This is a genomic window from Microbacterium sp. Leaf436 (assembly GCF_001424715.1).
GTDB lineage: Bacteria > Actinomycetota > Actinomycetes > Actinomycetales > Microbacteriaceae > Microbacterium.
In genome coordinates this window covers 804652-827089 of sequence record NZ_LMRB01000001.1, presented here as the reverse complement: position 1 = coordinate 827089, position 22438 = coordinate 804652, and the positions used below count along the sequence as shown (strand labels likewise).

The following is a 22438-nucleotide window of genomic DNA, read 5'->3' as shown; positions in this document are numbered from 1 at the left end:
TCAGCCGACGCCGACCTCGCTCTTGACGCGGTTCTCGGCGGTCGAGATGGCGTCGTCGATCGACGTCGAACCCGACATCACGGCGGTGTGCAGATCGAGCAGGATGTTCTGCACGGCCGCGGTCTTCGCCGAGGTGGGGTTCTCGGGCTTGGTGTCGTGCGACGACCATGCGAACGACGACAGCTCGTCGGCGGGAGCGCCCTTCACGGCGAAGTACGTCTGGGCGACGGTGTCACTGGTGAAGGCCGGCGTGATGCCGAGGCCCGCGAGCACCTGCGCGCCCTCTTCACCGGCGGCGAAGGCGAGGAACTTCTTCGCGGCGGCGAGCTTGGTGGCATCCGCCGCCTTGTTCACCGCGAACCCGGTCGGGTCGCCGAAGGTCACCGGCGTCTTCGAGGTGCCGGCCGTCGACGAGTCGAACTGCGGGATGGGCGCGAAGCCCCACGAGAAGGCGTCGGCCTCGCCCTTGGCCTGCTGGGCGATGAGCGTGGCCGCGTACCAGGTGCCCATGGGCATCATGGCCGCCTGCTGCTTGCCGAACTCGGCCTGGTAGGTGAGCTTGTTCGCGGTGACGGTGTTGTACTCCACCTGCGCGCCCGCCTGCTGCAGGGCGAGCGAACGCTCGTAGTAGGGCTCGAGGTAGCCGAACTCGCCGTCGAGGATGTTCACGTCGGGGCTCTGCGCGTTGGCGAAGCCCTGCACCGTCGACTGCCAGTTGTGCTGGTAGGTGCCGAGGGCGGCGGAGCCGGCGGCGCCGAGCTGGGTGGTCAGCTCTTCGGCGGCCTTCTCGTAGTCGTCCCAGGTCCACGACCCGTCGGGCTCGGCGACGCCGGCCTGCGTGAAGAGGTCCTTGTTGTAGAAGAGCACCCAGGAGTCCTGGCGGTACGGCACGGCCCAGGTGGAGCCGTCGACGTCGTAGGCGTCGGCGCCGCCGATGCCGTCGGGCAGCGTCACGTCGGAGACGTCGGCGAGCTGACCGCCGGCCTGGTACGTGATGAAGGTCTTGAGGTTCTTCTGCGTCACGATGTCGGGGCCGGTGCCCGCGGCCAGGTCGGCCGTCATGAGGGTGTCGTAGTTGGTGGAGTCGTACTCCTTGACCTCGATCGTGACGTCGGGGTTGTCTTCGTGGAACTTGTCGGCGAGGGCCTGGAACTCCGGCGTGGTGCTGAGGCTCCATCCCGACATCGACAGCGTGACGGGGCCACCCTCGGCGGCGGCGTCCGAGGATCCCCCACTGCAGGCGGTCAGCGACAGGGCGGCGACGATGCCCATCCCGGTCGCGACGACGATCTTGCGCTTCATACGTGCTGCTCCTTTGCGATTGCGTACGGGGCTCCGGTGCGGGCCCGTGAATGCCGGTGCGCCCATCGAGAGGCTCCGGAGTCTGTGAGAGGGGTGCGCGTGCACCGGCCGTCGGGCCAGGTGACGACGGCGACGGGCTCGTCGCCCTCGATCTCGAACGCGGCGTCGCGGGTGTCGGCCGTGGTGTCGCCGCTCAGCGAGACGAGGGCGACGAAGGGCAGGCCGATCTGCGCGTCCCACGTCAGCACCGGCACCACGGCGACCTCGCCGAGCGGGCTGGCGTGGCGGCGCACGATCACGCGCGAGGTGGCGTCGGGGGTGAGGGCCCGGATGCCGGACACCCGGCCGTGCGAACGCACCTCGGCGGCACCCGTGTCGGTGGAGTGCGCGGGGTCGGCGCCCGCGATCGGCCACCCGCCGACGCGCACCCGCAGGGTGTCGACGTCGATGCCGGGGGCGAGGTCGTCGACCGAGGCGATGCGCACCTCCCAGGCGCCGCGCACGAGCGAGCGCACCGTCACCCGGCCGACGTGGTTCACCGAGCCCGTGAGACCGGCACCGTGGCGGTGCGCGGTGGGAACGGCATCCACCGTGTGCACGTCCGACGTCGACGCCGCGACTCCCACCCCGTCGACCACGTGCGCCCCCAGGGGCACGAGCGCCGTGCGGTGGGTCGCGCGGCCCGACGCGTCGACCAGGGCGACGGCCTGTTCGAGCGGGTCGGTCCAGGCGAGCTCGTCGAGCAGCGGCGCGGTGGCCGTGGAGTAGCCGATGCGGGCGTACAGCGGAGAGTCGGCGCTGCGAGCCCCGGGGCGCGCCTTGTCGGTGCCGTGGTTGATCACGCGCACGATCCCGTCGGCCCGCGTTCCCGAGACGATCCAGCCGGCGGCGGCCACGGCCCGCAGGTCGTCGACCTCGACGACGGGGAGGGGCTCTTCGGGCGCCGCCCACACCGGGTGGTCGGCGGGCAGGGCGATGCCCATCAGACCCTTGACGGCCCAGTACGGCGAGCCGGGACCCGAGTACGACTGGGCGAGGGCGCGCCACTCGCCGTGCCATCCGAGGGTGAGCACGCCGTCGACGTCGGGGGCCCCGTGCGAGACGAAGTGGTCGACGATCGCGCCGGCCGCGTAACGCAGACGCCCCGCGCCGGTCGAGGGGACCTCGGCGATCACACCGGCCCAGAACGGGGCGGCGGCGGCGAAGCGGTAGATGAGGCTGCGTCCCTGCAGCAACGGCGAGCCGTCGGCGCCGACCAGGCGAACGGCGTCGACGAGGAAGCGGTCCAGGAGCGCCACGTCGGCCGCGGCGCGGTCGCCCGCGAGGGCGTCGGCGCCGGTCATGCGCGGCCACAGCACGGGGTACACGTGCAGCGCCCACCCCACGTAGTGGTCGTACGCGCGTTCTTCCCCGTCGGACATCCACCCGTCGGCGCGGGCGAACGAGTCGTGCCGGGCCAGGTCGGCGGCGATGTCGGACGCCGACCAGGGGCCGCCGACCGAGCGCAGGAAGGTCTCGACCACGATGCGGAACCACACCCAGTTGGTCTGCGGGTAGGTCTCGTCTCCGACGACGGGGGCGAGGTAGGCGATGACCCGCTCGCGGGTGCGCGCGTCGAGGGCGTCCCAGATCCAGTCGCGCGTGAGGTCGAGGGCGAGGGCGAGCGATGCCGCCTCGACCTTGGCCTGCGCGTGCTCGTCCATGCGCACCCAGCGGTCGGGGGCCTCGGGGTCGACGCCGGTGCGCACGCCGGCGGTGAAGAAGGCGATGAGGTCGTCGACGCCCTGGCCGCGCGCGCCGGCGATGCGGAACCCGGCGAGGAGGAAGACGCGGGCGAACCCCTCGAGGCCGTCGACGGCGGCGCCGTATCCGCCCTCTTCGCCGGGGAAGACGATGCGTCCGCGACCGGGGCTCGCGTGGCGCTGCGCGGCGGTGAGCAGCGCATCGGCGACGGCGAGCCAGTCGCTGCGCTGTCCGCCGGCGAGGCGGGGAAGGGCGGAAGTCGCCACGGGTTCTCCTTCGAAGACCGTCCGTTCACCGACACGGGAGTGGTGAACGTTGGCGAGCGTATCAATCAGAAAACAACACCACAACATCTTTTCTGAATCTTCATGATCGTTTATGATCGTTTGTAGCGGGACCATCCCGTTCGAAGGAGACCGATGCCGTTCCCCACCGCCACCTTCCGCGGGCCGCTCGCGACGCTCGTCGAGGGCATCACGCTCCGAGCGCCCGCCCAGGCCCTGCCCGTGCCCCCGGCATCCGACCGCGCCGTGTGGGACCCGCGGGCGGGATCGGCCGATCGCATCGGCATCGACGACCTCGTCGCCCGCGCCGGCGGCGAGCGCGCGACGCCCTGGCCGCAGCCCCGGGCGAGCGACGCGGCCCGGGTGCACCGAGACGGCGACCGCACCGCCTGGGAGGACGCGGCCTTCGAGAGGCAGCGTCGCCTCAGCCGCGCCGCGGTCGCCGCCGCCTCCACCCTCGACGAGACCTGGATCGACGAGGTCGTCGACGGCGTCGTGCTGCTGTGCGAGCAGAGCTCGTGGTGCTGGCCCGCCCACGACGACACCCGGAGCGTGCACGGCTCGGTGCTGGCCACCGTGACCGATCCCTTCGTCGACCTCGGCGCCGGTGAGGTGGTCGCGCAGCTCGCTTGGATCGACCACCTGCTCGGCGATCAGCTCGACGCCCGCGCCCCCGGGCTCCGCGCGCGCATCCGCCACGAAGCCCGCACGCGCGTGTTCGCGCCGTTCCAGCGACGCCGCGATTGGCATTGGATCGGCCTCGACGGCGACGTGCACAACTGGAACCCCTGGATCCACGGCAACGTCATCGTCGCAGCCCTGCGCCTGCTCGACCGGCCCGATGAGGCCGTCGAGCGCGACCGGATCGTCGCCCTGGCCGTCGAGGGTCTCGACCGCTACGTCGCCGTCCTCCCCGCCGACGGGGCCATCGACGAGGGGTACGCCTACTGGTGGAACGGGGCCGCGCGCGCCCTCGAGGCGCTCGACGTCCTCGCGCACGCCACCGACGGCGCGGTCGACACCACCGCGGTGACGGCCCTGCGCGAAACCGTCGCCTTCCCCCATCGCTCGCACCTCGGCGGCGACTGGTTCGTCAACCACGCCGACGGGCAGGCCCGACCCCCCGCCGACCAGCCGTGGCACGCGTTGCATCGCGCCGCTCGGCGCCACGGCGACACGGCGGCCGCAGACCTCGCCGCCTCGCACCGCCGTCCGGGCACCCCCGCCGCCACCGAGCGCGAGGGCCTGGGCCGGCTGCTGCGCGGGATGACCGATCCCGCCTGGGTGTCGGCATCCCCCGCCCCGCCCCCGCTCCCCCGCGACGTCTGGCTGCCCTCGACGCAGGTGTTCCTCGCCCGTGAGCGCGCCGGATCGAGCGACGGGTTGGCCCTGGTCGCGAAGGGCGGGCACAACGGCGAGCACCACAACCACAACGACGTGGGCGCCGTCGTCGTCGCCGTCGACGGGGTGCCCGTCCTGGTCGACGCCGGGCGCCCGACCTACACCGCCGCCACGTTCGGCCCCGACCGCTACGACATCTGGACGATGCAGAGCGCGTGGCACAACGTGCCCGTCGTGCGCGGCGTCGCCCAACCGGCGGGAGCGCATGCCGTCGCCCGCGACGCGCACGCGGAGGCGACCGACGACCTCGCCGTCTTCCACGTCGACCTCGCCGGCGCCTATCCCGAGGCGGGGCTCGCGTCGTGGCGGCGCCGCGCGGCGCTGGACCGCACCCGCGGACGCATCGAGATCGACGACGCCTGGCGCTTCGCCGACGACGCCCCCACCACCGACGACACGCGCGTGCATCTGCTCGTCGCGGGCGAGGTGACCCTCGAGCGCGGGGGCGCCCGCGTCGTCCCGATCGAGGGGGCTCGTGCGGTGCGTCTGCGCTGGCCGAGCGACATCGAGGCGACGGCGGAGGTGCGAGAGCTCGACGATCCGCTGCTCACCGAGGTGTGGGGCGAGCGGCTGACCCGCCTCGCCCTTCCCCTGGCGTCGCGCACCCACGTGCAGCTCACGGTAGAACTGGACACACCGACCGAGGATCTTCGATGACCGACACCACCCCGCACCAGCCGCTCGCCGCCGAGCGTCGCGCCCACATCCTGAGCGCCCTGCACAACGACGGTGCCGTGCGCATCTCGCAGCTCACCGACGACCTGGGCGTCGCCACGGTGACGCTGCGGCGCGACCTGGCCCAGCTCGAGAAAGAGGGGGTGCTGCGCCGGGTGCACGGCGGCGCGGTCGCCGGGGCGAACACCCCGGCACCCGCCACCCGGGCCGACGAGACGCAGACCGGATCGATCGCCGTGCTCGTTCCGTCGCTCGCCTACTACTGGCCGGGTGTCGTACGGGGCATGGAGACGGCCGGTCGGCGCCTGGGGTACAAGATGCTCCTGCGCGGCGCCTCGTACGAGCTGCAGGACGAGCGGCCCGTGCTGGAACGTCTCGTCGCCAACGGCGACGTGCGCGGACTCGTCGTCGCACCCAACACCGACACGGCGCACGCCGCCGACGTCATGAGCTGGCTCTCCGACTGCCCGGTGCCGAGCGTGCTGGTCGAACGCGATGCCGTTCCGGGAGCGGGCGGCATCCCGAGGGAGTCGGTGACGACCGACCACGCGCTCGGCGCCCTGCTCGCCGCCCGTCACCTCGCGACCCTCGGGCACCGCAAGGTGGGGCTGATCCTCTCGCGGCACTCGCCCACCTCGCGAAAGATCGCCGGCGGGTGGCAGACCGCCTGCGAGGAGCTCGCCCTCACCCCCGCCGACCACTTCGAGCAGACCCTGCCCGACCGCACGAGCCCCGACTTCTCCGACGTGGTCAACGCCACGCTGGACTCAGCCCTGGCCACCGGCGTGACGGCCCTGCTCGTGCACTCCGACCCCGAGGCGATGGCCTTCGTCGATCTGGCGCTGACGCGCGGCATCTCGGTGCCCGACGACCTGTCGATCATCGCGTACGACGACGAGGTCGCCCAGCTCTTCACCCCGGCGCTCACCGCCGTCAGTCCGCCGCGCGCGAGCGTCGGCGAGGCGGCGGTCGAGCTGCTGGCCCGGCGCATCGCCGAGCCCGATCGCCCCGTGCATCGCGTGCAGCTCAGCCCGCGCCTGAACGTGCGTGCCTCCACGGCGGCCCCGCGGTCATGACCGCGCCGTCGTCGTACGACTTCTCGCCGTGGACGTTCGACGGCGACGCCGCGCCCGAGGACCGGGATCGCCGGCGGGCGCACCTCGCGGCCCTGCGCGCGGCCCATCCCGACTGGCGGATCGGGGAGGACGTCTTCGTGTCGGAGCACGCCGGGGTCGACCCCGACGTCTTCTCGATCGGCGACCGCTCGTACGTCGCGCTCGGCGCCTACCTCACCGGCTCGGTCCGCATCGGCGCCGACTGCTCGATCAACCCGTACACGGTCGTGCGCGGTGACGTGCAGCTGGGCGACGCGGTCCGCGTGGGGGCGCACACGTCGATCATCGGCTTCAACCACTCGTTCGAACCGGGCACCGAGGTCTTCCGCCAGCCGCTGACCTCACGCGGCGTGCGGATCGGGTCGGACGTCTGGATCGGATCGCACGTGATCGTGCTCGACGGCGTGACGGTCGGCGACCACGCCGTGCTCGCGGCGGGGGCCGTGGTCACCAAAGACGTCGCCGCCGGAGCGATCGTCGGGGGCAACCCGGCCCGGGTGCTGCGCTGGCGAGTGGCTCCGACGGCGGTCGCCGATCCGCGCCGTGACGACCTCGCGCGCTTCGCGGACGTGGCGCGCGCCGAACTGTCGTCGGTGCTCGAGCGGGGAGCCGTCGACGGCGGGTTCCGCGATCGCCCCGACGCGCCCGCGTCGCTGCGGGCGACCTGCGACGCGATCGAGCTCTCGGCCCTGCTGCACGGCGGCCCGCCCGCGGGTGCCGACCGCGCCGACTGGATCGACGTGCTCGGGGCGCAGCAACGCGCCGACACCGGGCTGATGACCGACGCGGCGTCGCTGTGGGACGACCCCGACGCGGCGTACGGCGTGCTGAGCGCCGGCTACGCCCTCGACCTGCTGGGCGGTGGCTTCGCCCACCCCCTGGCCGACGTCGTCGCGGCCGACGCCGCCGGTCTCGTCGCGCGCCTCGATGCCCTGCCGTGGGGAGACGACCCCTGGCGCGCCGGTCATCACGTCGACGCGATCGGCACCGCGCTGCACTGGAGCCTGCGCCGGGCGGATGCCGTTCCCCCGGCGTTCGCCGAGACCCTGTTCGGGTGGCTGTCGCTACGCGCCGACGCCCGCACCGGAATGTGGGGCCGACCGGGCGCCGACGGCGACCTGCGCCTGCTGGTCAACGGCTTCTACCGCGCCGCGCGCGGCACCGTGGCGCAGTTCGGCGTCGACGTCGCCCACCCCGAAGCGGTCGTCGACACGGTGCTGCGTCACGCGCGCAACGACCGCTGGATGCGGCCCGAGCGCCGAGACGCGTGCACGGTGCTCGACATCGCCCATCCCCTGTGGCTCACGCGCTCGAGCGGATACCGCACCGACGAGGTGCGCACCCTGGCCGCCGACCTGCTGCGCCACGCGCTGAGCGGCTGGCGAGCGGGAGCCGGGATGGCCTTCCGCCTCGACGGCGACGATCCGGGAATGCAGGGCACCGAGATGTGGCTCGCCATCGTCTGGTACCTCGCCGACCTCCTGGAGTGCTCCGACGCCCTGGGCTACCGCCCGCGCGGCATCCACCGCCCCGAGCCCGCACCCCGCTGACCCGCGGGCCCGCGCTCCCGCGGGTTCGCGCTCCCGCGGGTTCGCGCTCCCGCGGGTTCGCGTGAGGTGCCGGAAATCGTCGCCCGGAACACTCCGGAAGCGACGATTCCCGGCGCCTCACGCGCCCGGGATCAGGCCCGGGACCGGCGGCGGGCCACCAGCACGCCCGCGCCGAGGGCGAGCAGCAGCAGCGCTGCGGCGGACAGGGCCGTCATCCCCGCGGTGTCCTGACCGGTGGATGCCAGATCCCCGCCGTCGGGGTTCTGCCCCTGACCCGCGTCGCCGCCGCCCGGCTGACCGGGAGCGCTCGGCTGACCCGGAGCGCTCGGCTGACCCGGAGCGCCGGGATTCCCGGGCGTCCCCGGCTCGCCCGGCGTCCCCGGCTCGCCCGGCGTCCCCGGCTCACCCGGCGTCCCCGGCTCACCGGGGGTGCCCGGCTCGGCCAGGGTCACGGTGACCGTGGTGGTGCGCACCGTGCCGTCGGGGGCGGTGACCCGCACGGTGCCGACGCCCGCGGCATCCCGGGGCTGCGTGATCTCGACGACCGCGTCCTCATCGATGGCGAGCGCGAACAGCGACGGCAGCGCGTCGCCCTCGACCGTCGAGGAGTACTCCGTGACCACGGGGTCGAAGCCGGGCACCGGCTCGTCGCCCACCGTCAGGCGCGCCAGGTCGGCGAGGCCGGCCGGCGCGGGGGCGTCGGCGAGGATCTCGACCTCCGACACGATCATGTGCTCGTTCTCGCGCGCCTCGAGCACGACCCGCACCTCATCGGCACGGGCACCCTCGACGGGCACCTCGACCCTCGGGGCACCGGCCTCGGGCACCGGCACGGCGACCGGCTCGCCCTCGACCCATGCGCCGCCGTCGATGCGGTGGTCGACGCGCACGGTGTCGGCCCAGCTCGGGCCACCGTCCCGATAGAACTGCACGGAGACTCCGCGCAGGGTCTCGTCGGCGGCGAGCGCGTAGCCGAGGGTGTCGCGGGGGTTCTTGGCATCCGATCGCCAGTTCGACCAGCCCTTGTCGGACGGGTCGCCGTTGATGGTGCGCTCGACCCCGTAGCCGGTCTCGGTGTACGTGGCCGAGGGCGTGCTGTCGGGTGCGACGTTGCGGTCGACGGCGGCCGTGACGATGACCGTCAGACGCGCGTCGAGCCCGTCGTCGGTCGCACCGGCGACGTCCATCGTGCCGGGCTCGGCGAAGGCGTCGTCGTCGAGGTCGCCCCAGGCCCATTCGACCGGAACCGGGTATCCCTCGCCCGAGGGGCGGATCTCGGCGAGCACGGTGTCGTCGGCCTGCGCCTGCACGGCGGCCGGGGCGCTGCCCGCGACGACCGTCACCGAGCGGGGGCGGGTGGCGGTGAACGCCCCCACCTCGACCTCGGCGCGGGCCTCGACGGTGGCGCCGAACACCTCGGTGGCCGTTCCGGGCACCGTCACGGTGCCGGCGGACCCGAAATCGAGCCCGTCGGTGTTCCAGGTGACGGCGGCCGTGCGCCCCACTCCCCCGGCGTAGCGGACCGTGACGGTCTCGGGCAGGACGGGAGCCGTGCCCACCGGGGTCGCCACCGAGACCGGGTCGCTCGCGACGGCGGTGGTGCTCACGAGACGCCAGGTCTGGTTGCCCGCGCCGTTCGAGGTCCACAGCCCCACGCCGGCGCCCGGCTCGCGGCTCTCGCCGCCCACGTCGAGCACGCGCTCGGCCGCGACATTGAGCACCGAGTACGTCGAGCCGTCGAGGGTCGAGCCCATCCACTGCGTCGCCGGGTCGGCCGCCGCGGTGGCGGGGTCGGTGTCGACGAGGGCGGTCGCCCCGTCGCGCGAACCGAGGAACAGCCCGTCGCCGTTCTCGAGGGTGAAGCGATGGCGGTTCGTCCCGGCGCCGTCGACGGTGCGCACGGTCCAGCCCTGCGCCCTCGCGGCCTCGGGGGTCGCGGCATCCTCGTCGATCGTGAGGGCCGACCCGCCCTGCAGGGCGAGTCCGCTCTGCACGCCGACGAGCTGCACGCGGTCCTGGTCGCGGAACGCCGGAGCGTCCGCGGCCACACCCGAGACGCCGTCGACCTCGAACGTGACGACCGACTTCGCCGGCACGGTGAGGGTCGCGATCCCGGATGCCGCGTCCACGGCCACGGCGTCGCCGGCGCGGAGCGCGTTGACGGTGGGCTCGTCAGCGGTCGACTGGGTCGTGACGATCGGGGTGACCGTCGCGCCCGCGGCGATCTCGCCGAAGCCGCGGAGGTCGAGTTCGACGACCTGCTCGGCATCGTCGGCGTTGACATGCACGATCGACGCGCCCTGTCCGTCGGCGTCGATGGCCGCGGTCGAGTTCGTGTCGTCGGTGGCCATGAGCCGGTCGCCGGGCTGGATGTAGTGCGTGAAGTTGCGCACGGTGTTGAACTTCTCGTTCGTGAGCACCTGGCAGCTGGGGTCGGCGTCACCGTCGGCGATGCGCCGCTCCGAGAGTCCCTGGGCGTTGCAGTCGAAGTCGATGAAGACGCTGCCCCAGTTGAGCTTCTCGACCTTCTCCATGTTGTACAGGTCCTCGACGGGCTGCCAGAACACCCACGCCTCAGGCTCGAGCTCGCGCAGGTCGCCCACGATGTGCGAGGCCATGCCGAGTCCGTTCTCGATGTCGTCGGTGACGAAGCCGCGGTCGGTGTCGGTCCAGTTGCCCTCGACCTCGCTCATCCACAGCGGCTTGTCGGAGGCCTTGGCGATGTCGCGGACGACGGGTCGCCCGCCCGTGCCGTAGGTGTGCACGTTCAGCTGGTCGACGGCATCCTTCGACGCCTCGGACCAGGTGTTCCAGTTCGTGGCGAAGATGCCCGGGTTGGTCTCGTCCATCGCCGAGATCACGGCATCCGTGGTGGTCGATCCGGCGGCGAGGCGCTCGGCGAGCGCGCCGATCATCTCGTCTTGACGCTCGGGGCCGATGTGCGCGCCCTCCTGGCGACCGCCCGTGGGCCAGGTCGCGCCCTCGGGGATCTGCGTCTGCCAGTAGTTCGTGTTCGGCTCGTTGAAGGGGTCGATGGTGTCGAAGCGGATGCCGTGGGCTCTCTCGAGCTCGTCGACGACGCTCACCATGTACCCGGCGAAGGCGTCCATGTCGGCGGGGGCGAGCTGCTCGCTCGTGGCGTCGTTGATCCCGCCCGAGACGAAGCCGCTGTCGGTGAGGAAGTACGGAGGCGAGTTGCTGAAGGCCTCCCAGTGGGTGACCTTGTCCTTCAGGGCGTCGAGCCACCAGCGCTGGGCCGAGTCGGCCGAGAAGTCGTAGTGGGTCGGGTCGTCGGAGTTCCACGCCTCGCGGTAGCGGTCGCGGTCGGCGTAGGTCGAGGTGATCTCGCCCTCGGCGTCGGTCGCGGGCAGCTCGGGGTTCCAGAAGCCGGGCACCGCACCACCCGGGCGCAGGTACGGCGGCACGTCGGAGGCGTTGCCGCCGCCGACGTTGTAGCGGGCGATGTTGAGGTTCAGCCCCTCGTCGCCGAAGACGGCGTCGAAGAGCTTCTGCCGCACGTCGGCGGGGTAGTTGCCGGTGGCGTTGGCGAACCACACCAGGCTGGTTCCCCACCCCTCGAAGGCCTCGGTGGCCGACGCGGGATTCGGGGTGATGCGCACGGCCGCGGGGTCGTCGGCCGCGCGCGCGGGGGGCGGCGCGGAGGCCGACCCGACGGTCAGGGCGCCGGCGACCAGGGCCGCGGCGCAGGTGAAGGACAGGACACGAGACGTCATCGTCGGTTCCGTTCCGGCCGCTCCGATGCGGCCTGTGGGGGGATGTTGACGTCAACATGTTGACGTCAACACCGAGCCTAGGCGAGCCCCGGCGACGAGCGCAACGACTTTCGACACCGAACGATCCTCATGTGAGTGATGAGGGGAGGCGCGACCGACGAGGACCTGGAGGGCTCGGGGTGCACCCGCGCCGCGATGCTCGTCCTACAGCGACTCGAGAGCGCCCCCATCCTGAGCACGTTCGCCAACGACGCGATCACGGAGAAAGTTGCTCGAGGAGAAGTCCGGCACAACGGCGGCGAGCCGTTCGAGCCAAGGGGAACCCGCGTGATGACGGACGGCTGAACCCGTTCTAAAGTGCCAAGGTGAGCTACCTCGTTGACGACGACCGAGACCGTGTCGACACGGACATGGTCTGGGGTGCGCTGCGCGAGGCTTACTGGGGGAAATGGCGCAGCCGAGAAGACGTCGCCACTCAGATTCGTGAGGCGTGGCGAGTGATCGGGGCCTACGACGCGCAAAGCGGCGAGCAGGTCGGCTCCGCTCGCGCCGTGTCCGACGGCCTCGGTTTTGCGTATCTTGCCGACGTCATCGTGCTGGAGGAGCATCGCGGAAACGGTCTGGGTAAGAGGATCGTCAAGGCCATGATCGACGACGGCCCCGGCGCTCATTTCCGCTGGACGCTTTTCACGAGCGACGCGCACGGCCTCTATGAGCAGTTCGGGTTCACCGACCCCGGGCCGACGGCCCTTGTTCGCCCAGCGGGAGAGCTCCCCATCCACGCCACCCAGGCGCGCGTGCACGACTGAGATCCCGACTGCCCTCACACCGCGGTCGCACGACGCCCTCAGGGGCCGTCGTGAGCGACGTCGCCCACCCCCACAGCTCGCTCGCCGGCTCGACGCGATAACGCGGCCCATCGTCGGTGAAACGCAGTTCGATCGTGTCGGCCGTCTCGTCACGAGCGTTCACCACGACACCGCTCTTCCCCCGTCCCCCGGCACGAGGAGGGCGCTCTCAGCCGCGGCGACCCGAGCTCGCGCGCACCACGAGCGACGTCGGCACGAGCGTGCGGGCGTGCTCTCCCCCGGTGCCCTCGATGTCGGCGATCAACGCGCTCATCGCCTCTTCACCGACGCGCTCGAAGCGCTGGCGCACGGTGGTGAGCGGAGGCCAGAAGTTGGCCGCCTCGGGCATGTCGTCGAAGCCGACGACACTGACGTCGCCCGGCACGTCGCGGCCGGCCTCGTGCAGGGCGCGGATCACGCCGAGCGCCATCTGATCGTTCGCGGCGAACACCGCCGTGACGGCGGTGTCGTGCGCGAGGGCGGCGCCGATGCGATGCCCCGAGTCGGCGGTCCAGTCACCGATCTGCACCGCGGGCACACGGCATCCGCGGTCCTCGAGGGCGGCGTGCCACGCGTGACGGCGACGCTCGGCGGCGAAGGACTCCGGCGGTCCCGAGACGTGCCAGACGGTCGCGTGACCGAGGTCGAGCAGGTGCTCGGTGGCCAGACGGGCGCCCTGCGCCTGGTCGTTGTCGACGACCGCGTACGGGTAGTCGGCGCTCGAGTCGACCACCACCACGGGCAGTCCGGTGGGCAGCGACAACTCGTTCTCGCCGAGGCGGTGGGTCTCGATCAGGATCACCACGCCGTCGACGGCGTGTTCGCGCAGACGCGAGAACGCCCCCGACACGTCGGACTGCGAGGCCGAGTGCACGGTGATGAGGGTGATGGAGTACCCGGATGCCGCGGCCATCGACGCGAGCGCATCGAGCGTGCGCGTGTTGCCGTAGGAGCTCAGCGAGAACATGATCACGCCGATGCTGCGGAACCGGCCCGATCGCAGCGCTCGCGCCGCACTGTTGGGGCGGTAGCCGAGCGACGCCATGGCGTCGAGGACGCGCTGACGCGTATCGGGATCGACGTTGGTGCGGCCGTTGGCCACGCGCGACACCGTCTGGCCCGACACCCCTGCGGCGGCGGCCACATCGGCCATCGACACCTCGCGCCGTCGCTCTCGCGCCGGTGTCGCGGTCGACGCCGTCGTCGTCTCGCTCATGCCTGCCCCCTCGGGATGTTGACGTTGACACCTTAGCGGGGGTCGAGTTATGTTTACGTCAACATTCCGGCCGCCCGGCTCGAATGCGCATCAAAGAAGAGGCACTGGACGATGACGACCACCGCGGCACCCCCGCCCGCGCTGCGCACCCCGCGGCGCAAACGGCGCACCCGAATCGACGACCGCGGCTGGCTGTTCGTCGCCCCCTTCGCCGTGGTGTTCGCGCTCGTGTTCCTCGCCCCCCTGGCGTACTCGATCTACCTCAGCCTGTTCCGCGACCAGCTGGTCGGCGGCAACGCGTTCGTCGGCTTCGAGAACTACGTCACCGCTTTCGGCGACGAGAAGTTCTGGGACGGCCTGGGCCGCGTCTCGATCTTCCTCGTCGTGCAGGTGCCGATCATGCTCGTGCTGGCCCTCGCGGCCGCCCTCGCGATCGACAGTGCGCGCCTGCACGCCGCCGGTTTCTACCGCATGGTGATCTTCCTGCCCTACGCGGTGCCCGCCGTCGTGGCCGTGCTCATGTGGGGATACATCTACGGCGACCAGTTCGGCCTGACCCGCAACCTGAACGACCTGCTCGGCGGGAACGTCGTCCAGCCGTTCCTCCCCGAGTGGATGCTGCTGTCGATCGGCAACATCGTGACCTGGCAGTTCGTGGGCTACAACATGCTCATCTTCTACTCGTCACTCAAGACCATTCCGGGCGAGCTGTACGAGGCGGCCTCGATCGACGGCGCGGGCGCCTGGCGCACGATCTTCTCGATCAAGATCCCGGCGGTCCGCGGTGCCGTGGTCATCGCCACGATCTTCTCGATCATCGGCAGCTTCCAGCTCTTCAACGAGCCGAACATCCTCAAGCCGCTGGCCCCGAACACGATCTCGACGTTCTTCACGCCGAACATGTACGCCTACAACCTCTCGTTCGCCGGCCAGCAGTACAACTACGCGGCCACGATCGCCATCATCATGGGCGTCATCACCGCCGTCATCGCCTACGTCGTGCAGCTGCGCGGCTCACGTCAGGAGGCGCGATGACCACCGCGACCGCACCCCGCACCGACACCGTCTCGGTGACCGCCCCGCGTGCCGGCGGCAGCCGCCGCCGCTTCGCCCGCACCTCGCCCACCCAGGGCAAGAAGTCGATCGTGCTGGGCATCGTCATGGGCCTGTACCTGCTGTACACGCTCGTGCCGCTGGCGTGGCTGGTCATCAACGCCACCAAGACCCAGCCCGACCTGTTCACCACCTTCGGGCTCGGTCCCGGGAACAGCTTCGCGCTCTTCGACAACATCGCGCAGACCCTCACCTACCGCGACGGCATCTTCCTGCGGTGGCTCGGCAACACGCTGCTGTACGTCGCGGTCGGTGCCGGCGGGGCGACGCTGCTGGCCACGCTCGCCGGCTACGGCCTGGCGAAGTACAACTTCCGGGGGCGCAAGGCCGTGTTCGCCGTCGTGCTCGGCGCGATCGCGGTGCCCGGCACGGCGCTGGCGGTGCCCACCTTCCTGCTGTTCAGCCAGCTGGGCATCACGAACACCCCGTGGGCGATCATCATCCCCTCGCTCATCAGCCCGTTCGGCCTGTACCTCATCTGGGTCTACGCGACCGACGCCATCCCCACCGAGCTGCTCGAGGCCGCCCGCATGGACGGCGCGGGCGAGTTCCGCACGTTCTTCACCATCTCGATCCGACTGCTCACCCCCGGCATCGTCACGGTGCTGCTGTTCGCGGTGGTGGCGACGTGGAACAACTACTTCCTGCCCCTGATCATGCTGAGCGACCCGCAGTGGTACCCGCTCACCGTCGGCCTGAACCAGTGGAACGCGCAGGCCACCGGCGTCGGCGCGCAGCCCATCTACAACCTCGTGATCACCGGAGCGCTGCTGTCGATCATCCCGATCGTGGCCGCCTTCCTGCTGCTGCAGCGCTTCTGGCAGTCGGGCCTGAGCGCCGGCAGCGTCAAGCAATGACCCCCTGACTCCCCCTGAACGCGCGCGCCCCTCTCGGGGCACCGCGTCTGCACCCGCACCACATCCACAACAACGAAGTAGAGGAATCCGATGACATTCATGCGTTCTGGCACCGCCCGGCGGGCCGTCTTCGCCGTCGCCGCCACCGCCCTGACGGTGGGCGCGCTCACCGCCTGCTCGGGTGGCAACGCCGGCGGCGGCGCCGCCGCCGGCACCGCCGACGACATCGAGAAGGCCCTCGAGGCCGGCGGCGAGCTCACGTACTGGTCGTGGACCCCCTCGGCCGAGGCGCAGGTCGCCGCCTTCGAGGCCAAGTACCCCAACGTGAAGGTGAACTACGTCAACGCGGGCACCAACACCGAGGAGTACACCAAGCTCCAGAACGCGATCAAGGCCGGCTCGGGCGCCCCCGACGTCGTGCAGATCGAGTACTACGCCTTCCCCCAGTTCGCGCTCTCGGACTCGCTCGTCGACCTGTCGTCGTACGGCTTCGCCGACCTGAAGGACGACTACAGCACCGGCACCTGGGGCTCCGTCGACTTCGACGGCAAGATCTACGGCCTCCCGCAGGACTCGGGCCCTATGGCCCTGTTCTACAACAAAGAGGTCTTCGATCAGTTCGGCATCGCCGTGCCCACCACCTGGGACGAGTACTACGCCGCAGCGCAGAAGCTGAACGCCGCCGACCCCACCAAGTTCATCACCGCCGACACCGGCGACTCGGGCTTCACCACGAGCATGATCTGGCAGGCCGGGGGCACTCCCTTCACGACCTCGGGCGACGCCGGCACCGACGTCGCGATCGACCTGCAGGACGACGGCTCGAAGAAGTTCGCCGACAACTGGAACCGCCTCATCGAGGGCGGCCTCATCTCGGACACCCCCAGCTGGAGCGACGAGTGGTTCAAGGGCCTCGGTGACGGCTCGATCGCCTCGCTCGTGATCGGCGCCTGGATGCCGGGTGTGCTGGAGTCCTCGGTCGCCGACGGCGCGGGCAAGTGGGCCGTGGCCCCGATCCCGACCTACGACGGCACGGCCGTGACGTCGGAGAACGGCGGCGGTGGCCAGGCCGTCACCAAGCAGAGCAAGAACCCCGCTCTGGCAGCCGGCTTCCTCAAGTGGCTGAACAACGACGAGGAGAGCCTGCAGATCTTCGCCGAGTCGGGCGGATTCCCCTCGACCACCGCGCAGCTGAGCGACCCCGCCTTCGTCGACAAGGAGTCGGAGTACTTCGGTGGGCAGCAGATCAACCAGGTGCTCACGCAGGCCTCGAGCGAGGTGCGCGAGGGCTGGAGCTACCTGCCGTTCCAGGTGTACGCCAACAGCATCTACGGCGACACCGTGGGCCAGGCCTACGCCAACAAGAGCGACCTGAACGCCGGCCTCACCGCCTGGCAGGACCAGCTCGTGCAGTACGGCAACGACCAGGGCTTCTCGGTCAACAAGTAAGCAGTTCCCGGGGGCGGGTCGCATCGTTCGCATGCGGCCCGCCCCACCCGTTCCCCCGCCTGGAGAACCCATGAGCACCCCCACCCGCATCGTCGTGGACCGCACCTCTGTCGGAGCCGTCGTCCCCCGCCGCCTGTTCGGCTCGTTCGTCGAGCACATGGGCCGCTGCGTGTACGACGGCATCCACTCCCCCGAGCATCCGACCGCCGACGCCGACGGCTTCCGCGCCGACGTGCTCGAGCTGGTGCGCGAGCTCGGCGCCACCGTCGTGCGCTACCCCGGCGGCAACTTCGTGTCGGGCTACCGGTGGGAAGACGGCGTCGGCCCCCGCGCCGACCGACCGGTGCGGCTGGATGCCGCGTGGCACAGCACCGAGACCAACCAGGTCGGTCTGCACGAATTCGCCACCTGGGCCGACGCGGCCGGTGTCGAGCTGATGGAGGCGGTAAATCTGGGCACGCGCGGGGTGGCCGACGCCGCCGACCTGCTCGAATACGCCAACCACCCCGCCGGCACCGCGCTCAGCGAACGACGCCGCGCGAACGGCCGCGACGAGCCCTTCGGCATCCGCCTGTGGTGCCTGGGCAACGAGATGGACGGCCCCTGGCAGATCGGCCACAAGACCGCCGACGAGTACGGCCGCCTCGCCGCCGAGACCGCCCGCATGATGCGCTTCCTCGACCCCACCGTCGAGCTGGTGGCCGCCGGCAGCTCGAACCACGAGATGCCCACGTTCGGCGCCTGGGAGCGCGGCGTGCTCACCCACACCGCCGGTCTCATCGACCACATCTCGGTGCACGCGTACTACGAGGAAGACCCGGCCGACCCGGCGAGCTTCCTCGCCAGCTCCGCCGCTCTCGACCGTTACATCGGCGACGTCGCCGACATCATCGACGAGGTCGGCGCCACGACCCCCGACGGGGGCACCGTCGGCATCAGCGTCGACGAATGGAACGTGTGGAACCAGACGCGGTGGAACGAGGTCGACAAGCCGCGCGTGTTCACCGGCGACTGGCCGATCGCCCCCCGCCTGATCGAAGACGACTACACCGTGACCGATGCCGTCGTCGTGGGCTCGCTGCTGATCACCCTCATCCGCCGGTCGGAGCGGGTGTCGATGGCCAACCTCGCCCAGCTCGTCAACGTCATCGGCCCGATCCGCACCGAGCCCGACGGCGGAGCGGTCTGGCGCCAGAGCACGTTCCACCCCTTCAAGCTCACCGCCGAAGCGGCATCGGGCCGAGTCGTGGTCCCCCTCGTCGAGGGCGCCACGATCGACACCGCCCGCCACGGCACCGTCGACGCCGTCGACGCGGTCGCCACGATCGACGGCGACCACGTGTCGGTGTTCCTCGCCCACCGCGACCTCGACACCCCCACCGAGGTCGCGCTCGATCTGGGCACCGTCGCCGACGTCGAGGCGGTCGTCGTCACGATCCCCGCGGGCGGCGACCGCCACACCACTAACTCCGCCGACGCCGAACCCGTCGCCCCCGCCGAGCTCCCCGTGAGCGTCGGCGACGACGGCATCCTGCGCCTGACCCTCCCCGCCCTGGCCTGGGCGCGCATCCGCGCGCGGCTGGTCGACTGACACCCGAAAGACACCGTGACGACCTTCACCATCGGCGAGACCGACTTCCTGCTCGACGGGCGACCGCACCAGGTCATCTCGGGGACGCTGCACTATTTCCGCATCCACCCCGAGCACTGGGCGGATCGCATCCGCACGGCCAAGGCCATGGGCCTCAACACCATCGAGACCTACGTGGCGTGGAACGCCCACGAGCCCGTGCAGGGGGAATGGGATGCCACCGGGGCCAACGACCTCGGACGCTTCCTCGACCTCATCGCCGACGCGGGCCTGCACGCCATCGTGCGCCCCGGGCCCTACATCTGCGCCGAGTGGCACAACGGCGGGCTGCCGGTGTGGCTCACCTCGACGCCGGGGATCGGCATCCGTCGCTCCGAACCGCAGTTCGTCGCGGCGGTGACGGAGTACCTGCGCCGCGTGTACGAGATCGTCGCTCCCCGCCAGATCGACCGCGGCGGCAACGTGGTGCTCGTGCAGATCGAGAACGAGTATGGCGCGTACGGCTCCGACAAGGAGTACCTGCGCGAGCTCGTGCGGGTGACGAAGGACGCCGGCATCACCGTGCCGCTGACCACCGTCGACCAGCCGATGCCCTGGATGCTCGAGGCCGGGAGCCTGCCCGAGCTGCACCTCACCGGCTCGTTCGGCTCGCGCTCCGAGGAGCGTCTGACGACGCTGCGCGAACACCAGCCCACCGGCCCGCTCATGTGCAGCGAGTTCTGGGACGGGTGGTTCGACTGGTGGGGCAGCATCCACCACACCACCGACCCCGCGGCATCCGCCCACGACCTCGACGTGCTGCTGGCGGCGGGCGCCTCGGTGAACATCTACATGGTGCACGGCGGGACGAACTTCGGCACCACGAACGGCGCGAACGACAAGGGCCGCTTCGATCCCATCGTCACCTCATACGACTACGACGCGCCCATCGACGAGTCGGGCCACCCGACGGCGAAGTTCCATGCCTTCCGCGAGGTCATCGCCCGGTACGCCCCCGTCGAGGGCGAGGTGCCCGCCGAGCGTGCGGCGGCCCCCGCGCTCGAGGTCGCCCTGACCGGCGAGGGCGAGTGGATGCCGGAGGCCGGCGAGGCCGCGATCACCGACGCCCCCGCCAGCTTCGAGCAGCTCGGCCACCTCGGCGCACTCGTGCGCTACGACGTCGACCTGCCCGCGTTCGATGACGCAGCGGGGGTCCTCGTCTTCGGCGAGGTGCGCGACCTCGCGTGGGTCGAGGTCGACGGCGTGCCGGTCGGGCGACTGTCGCGGTCGTTGCACGAGCGTGCCCTCACGATCCCCGCGGGCGCGCACCTCACGGTGCTCGTCGAAGACCAGGGACGCGTGAACTACGCCGATCGTCTCGGCGAGGCCAAGGGGCTCATCGGCGACGTGACCATCGACGGGCAGCCGCTCACCGGGTGGACCTCGACCCCGATCGAGGTGACGGCCATCGCGGCCGCCCGCTCGGGCTCGGACTCGGGCGTCGTGGGCCGCTCGGCCCTGCGCGGGTCCTTCTCGCTCGACGCTCCGGCCGACCTCTTCCTCGACACCGCGGCCTGGGGAAAGGGCTACGCCTTCGTCAACGGGTTCTTCCTCGGCCGGTACTGGCGCACCGTCCCGCAGAACACGATGTACGTGCCCGCCCCCGTCACCCGGGCCGGCGCGAACGAGATCGTCGTGCTCGAGCTCGAGCAGGTGCTCGAGCCCGTGGCACGGTTCGTGACGGCACCGTCGCTCGGGCCGCTCGAGGAGTAGGTCGCGCGGCCGACGTCCGCGCGACGCGACGGACCGGTCGACACGACAGGTCCACTTCCCCGCGCTCCCGGTGAAGTACGGTCAGAGAAGGCCTCTCTCGTCGAGCGGAAGTGGGGAAACGACGGTGCCGCTGTTCGAGATGGAAGTCAGCCCGCGGGGGCGGTTCCGCGTCTTCCTCCGGGCTCAGCTCCCCTTCACGCTCGGGGTGGCGTTCCTCGTCGGCGTCGCCGGTCTCGCGGTCCCGTCGATCGCCACCACCGGGGTCGTCGTCGCCGGCCTCGCCGTCACCCTCGTCGCGACCCTGGCGGCGCTCGTCGTGCCGTGGGAGCGCCTCCCCCTGGCGTGGATGATGGCGGTCGCGGGTCTCGACCTGCTCGCCGTCGCCCTGCTGCGCGCCGAGTTGCTCGCGCTCTTTCCCAGCGTCACGATCCTCGCGATCTTCCCCGTGCTGTGGCTCGCCTACGGCTTCCCCTGGTACGGCATGGCGGTCGCCGTATTCGGGGCCGGGTTCATCACCTCGTTCCGCTTCGCCTACGTGGGCGCGTGGCCCGCGAACGCCGTCGAATGGGTCACCGTCGTCACCCTGCCGACCTTCATCGTCGGCGTCGCGGTCATCGTGTTCGTGGCCGCGCGGCACCTCCGCCGCAACTCCCGGCGCCTCGCCGATTCGTATCGCGCACAGGCCGCCGCCCTCGAGGAGGCACGGGATGCCGAGACCGTCGCCAGCGCCATCGTCGACACCGTCAGCGCGGGGGTGGCGTTCTACGGACCGACCGATCAGCTCGAGGTCGCCAATACCCGCGCGCACCGCTTCGCCGAGCTGGGCGGGTTCGACCTCGACACCCGCCCGTTCGCGGGACCCCACGTGCTCGCCGCCGATCGCGCGACGCCGATCCCCCCTCGGGCGCAGGTCCTCCCCCGCGCCCTGTCGGGCGAGGCCGTCGTCGACGAGCTGCAGTGGTGGGGAGCGGCCGGGTCGCAGGCCGCCGTGCTCGTCTCGTCAAGCCGACTGCGGCGACCCGACGGGCGCATCCTCGGAACGGTCGTCGTGATTCACGACGTCACCGAGCTCGCCGAGGCGATCGAGGTGCGCGAGGAGTTCCTGCACACCGTCTCGCACGAGCTGCGCACCCCGCTCACGAGCATCACCGGGTTCCTCGACCTCATCGATGAGGCGATCGACCCCGAGCATGTCACCCTGCGCCGCTACGTCGACGTCGCGACGCGGCGCACCGCCGACCTGACGCAGCGGGTGGGCGAGCTGTTCGCCGCGGGCGAGAGCGAGAAGACCCTGCGTCCCGCCTCCGTCGACCTGGTCGATGTTGTGGCCGCGGCGGTGCGCGGTGTCACCTCGCTCGCCGAGACGCACGCGCACACGATCGAGACGACCTCGACGGGCCCCTCGCTCGCCCATGCCGACCGCGCCCAGCTCGTGGTCGCGATTCGCGAGCTGCTCACGAACGCCGTGAAGTTCGGCATCCCTTCCCGCCCCATCACCGTCGCCCACGGGGTCTGCGAGGGACGGGTGCGTATCGCCGTGACCAACACCGGGCCCGGCATCGGGCGCGCCGAGCAGCGCCGTGCGTTCGACCGCTTCTACCGCACCCCGCTCGCACGCTCGCGCGAGATCCAGGGCTTCGGGCTCGGTCTCACGAACGTGCGGTCCATCGCCCTCGCCCACGGCGGCACGGTGCACATCGACAGCGTGCCCGGCGAGTTCACCACCGTCACCCTCGACCTGCCCGCGACGGCCCCGGCCGCCTGAGCGCCCCCGCCCGGCGGGCGGGCCGGCGCGGCAGGCGCGGCAG

Annotated in this window: 14 protein-coding genes; 10 read left to right on the top strand and 4 right to left on the bottom strand. The window is 71.5% G+C overall.

Annotated features, from left to right (window positions below; all coding sequences use genetic code 11):
* Together ASG45_RS03855 and ASG45_RS03850 are read right to left on the bottom strand one after the other, a co-directional pair.
* Positions 1–1302 (bottom strand): ABC transporter substrate-binding protein, encoded by a 1302-nt coding sequence (locus tag ASG45_RS03855; protein WP_055832910.1) that lies wholly within the window; start codon positions 1300–1302, stop codon positions 1–3.
* A complete protein-coding gene (locus ASG45_RS03850; protein WP_055832909.1) occupies positions 1299–3311 on the bottom strand; it encodes a DUF2264 domain-containing protein in 2013 nt (670 codons plus the stop codon). Before ASG45_RS03850 ends, ASG45_RS03855 begins: the two co-directional genes overlap by 4 nt.
* Positions 3312–3464: 153 nt before the next feature.
* Here ASG45_RS03850 and ASG45_RS03845 point away from each other — a divergent pair, with 153 nt between their 5' ends.
* Genes ASG45_RS03845 through ASG45_RS16745 form a run of 3 tightly spaced genes read left to right on the top strand, consistent with a single transcriptional unit; the run spans position 3465 to position 8070 of the window.
* Complete coding sequence (locus ASG45_RS03845; protein ID WP_055832908.1) at positions 3465–5387, top strand: heparinase II/III domain-containing protein; 1923 nt, start codon at positions 3465–3467, stop codon at positions 5385–5387.
* Positions 5384–6481 carry a substrate-binding domain-containing protein gene (locus ASG45_RS03840; RefSeq protein ID WP_055832907.1) on the top strand — a complete coding sequence of 366 codons (1098 nt, stop codon included), beginning with the start codon at positions 5384–5386 and terminating at the stop codon, positions 6479–6481. Before ASG45_RS03845 ends, ASG45_RS03840 begins: the two co-directional genes overlap by 4 nt.
* Positions 6478–8070: an acyltransferase gene (locus ASG45_RS16745; protein ID WP_055832906.1), complete on the top strand. Its 1593-nt coding sequence runs from the start codon at positions 6478–6480 to the stop codon at positions 8068–8070. Before ASG45_RS03840 ends, ASG45_RS16745 begins: the two co-directional genes overlap by 4 nt.
* 131 nt (positions 8071–8201) lie before the next feature.
* On the opposite strand, the gene ASG45_RS15820 is transcribed toward ASG45_RS16745, so the two are convergent.
* Positions 8202–11804, bottom strand: coding sequence for a glycoside hydrolase (locus ASG45_RS15820; protein ID WP_082516436.1), 3603 nt, complete (start codon positions 11802–11804; stop codon positions 8202–8204).
* A gap of 365 nt (positions 11805–12169) precedes the next feature.
* Between ASG45_RS15820 and ASG45_RS03820 the strand changes: the two genes are divergently transcribed.
* Entirely contained in the window at positions 12170–12613 is a 444-nt protein-coding gene (locus tag ASG45_RS03820; RefSeq protein ID WP_235561558.1) for a GNAT family N-acetyltransferase, read from the top strand.
* Positions 12614–12821: 208 nt separating this feature from the next.
* On the opposite strand, the gene ASG45_RS03815 is transcribed toward ASG45_RS03820, so the two are convergent.
* Positions 12822–13868 (bottom strand): LacI family DNA-binding transcriptional regulator, encoded by a 1047-nt coding sequence (locus ASG45_RS03815; protein ID WP_055832904.1) that lies wholly within the window; start codon positions 13866–13868, stop codon positions 12822–12824.
* A 111-nt stretch (positions 13869–13979) separates the two neighbouring features.
* On the opposite strand from ASG45_RS03815, the gene ASG45_RS03810 reads away from it, so the two are divergent.
* The 6 genes from ASG45_RS03810 (at position 13980) to ASG45_RS03785 (ending at position 22395) form a co-directional block, all read left to right on the top strand.
* Complete coding sequence (locus ASG45_RS03810) at positions 13980–14903, top strand: carbohydrate ABC transporter permease (protein WP_055832903.1); 924 nt, start codon at positions 13980–13982, stop codon at positions 14901–14903.
* Positions 14900–15838 (top strand): carbohydrate ABC transporter permease, encoded by a 939-nt coding sequence (locus ASG45_RS03805; RefSeq protein WP_055832902.1) that lies wholly within the window; start codon positions 14900–14902, stop codon positions 15836–15838. The genes ASG45_RS03810 and ASG45_RS03805 overlap by 4 nt, the downstream gene beginning before the upstream one ends.
* Before the next feature lie 90 nt (positions 15839–15928).
* Positions 15929–17287 (top strand): ABC transporter substrate-binding protein, encoded by a 1359-nt coding sequence (locus ASG45_RS03800; protein WP_191925466.1) that lies wholly within the window; start codon positions 15929–15931, stop codon positions 17285–17287.
* Between the two features lie 70 nt (positions 17288–17357).
* Complete coding sequence (locus ASG45_RS03795; RefSeq protein WP_055832901.1) at positions 17358–18878, top strand: alpha-N-arabinofuranosidase; 1521 nt, start codon at positions 17358–17360, stop codon at positions 18876–18878.
* A gap of 15 nt (positions 18879–18893) precedes the next feature.
* Entirely contained in the window at positions 18894–20630 is a 1737-nt protein-coding gene (locus ASG45_RS03790) for a glycoside hydrolase family 35 protein (protein WP_055832900.1), read from the top strand.
* Between the two features lie 124 nt (positions 20631–20754).
* Positions 20755–22395 carry a sensor histidine kinase gene (locus ASG45_RS03785; RefSeq protein ID WP_055832899.1) on the top strand — a complete coding sequence of 547 codons (1641 nt, stop codon included), beginning with the start codon at positions 20755–20757 and terminating at the stop codon, positions 22393–22395.
* Positions 22396–22438: the final 43 nt, after the last annotated feature.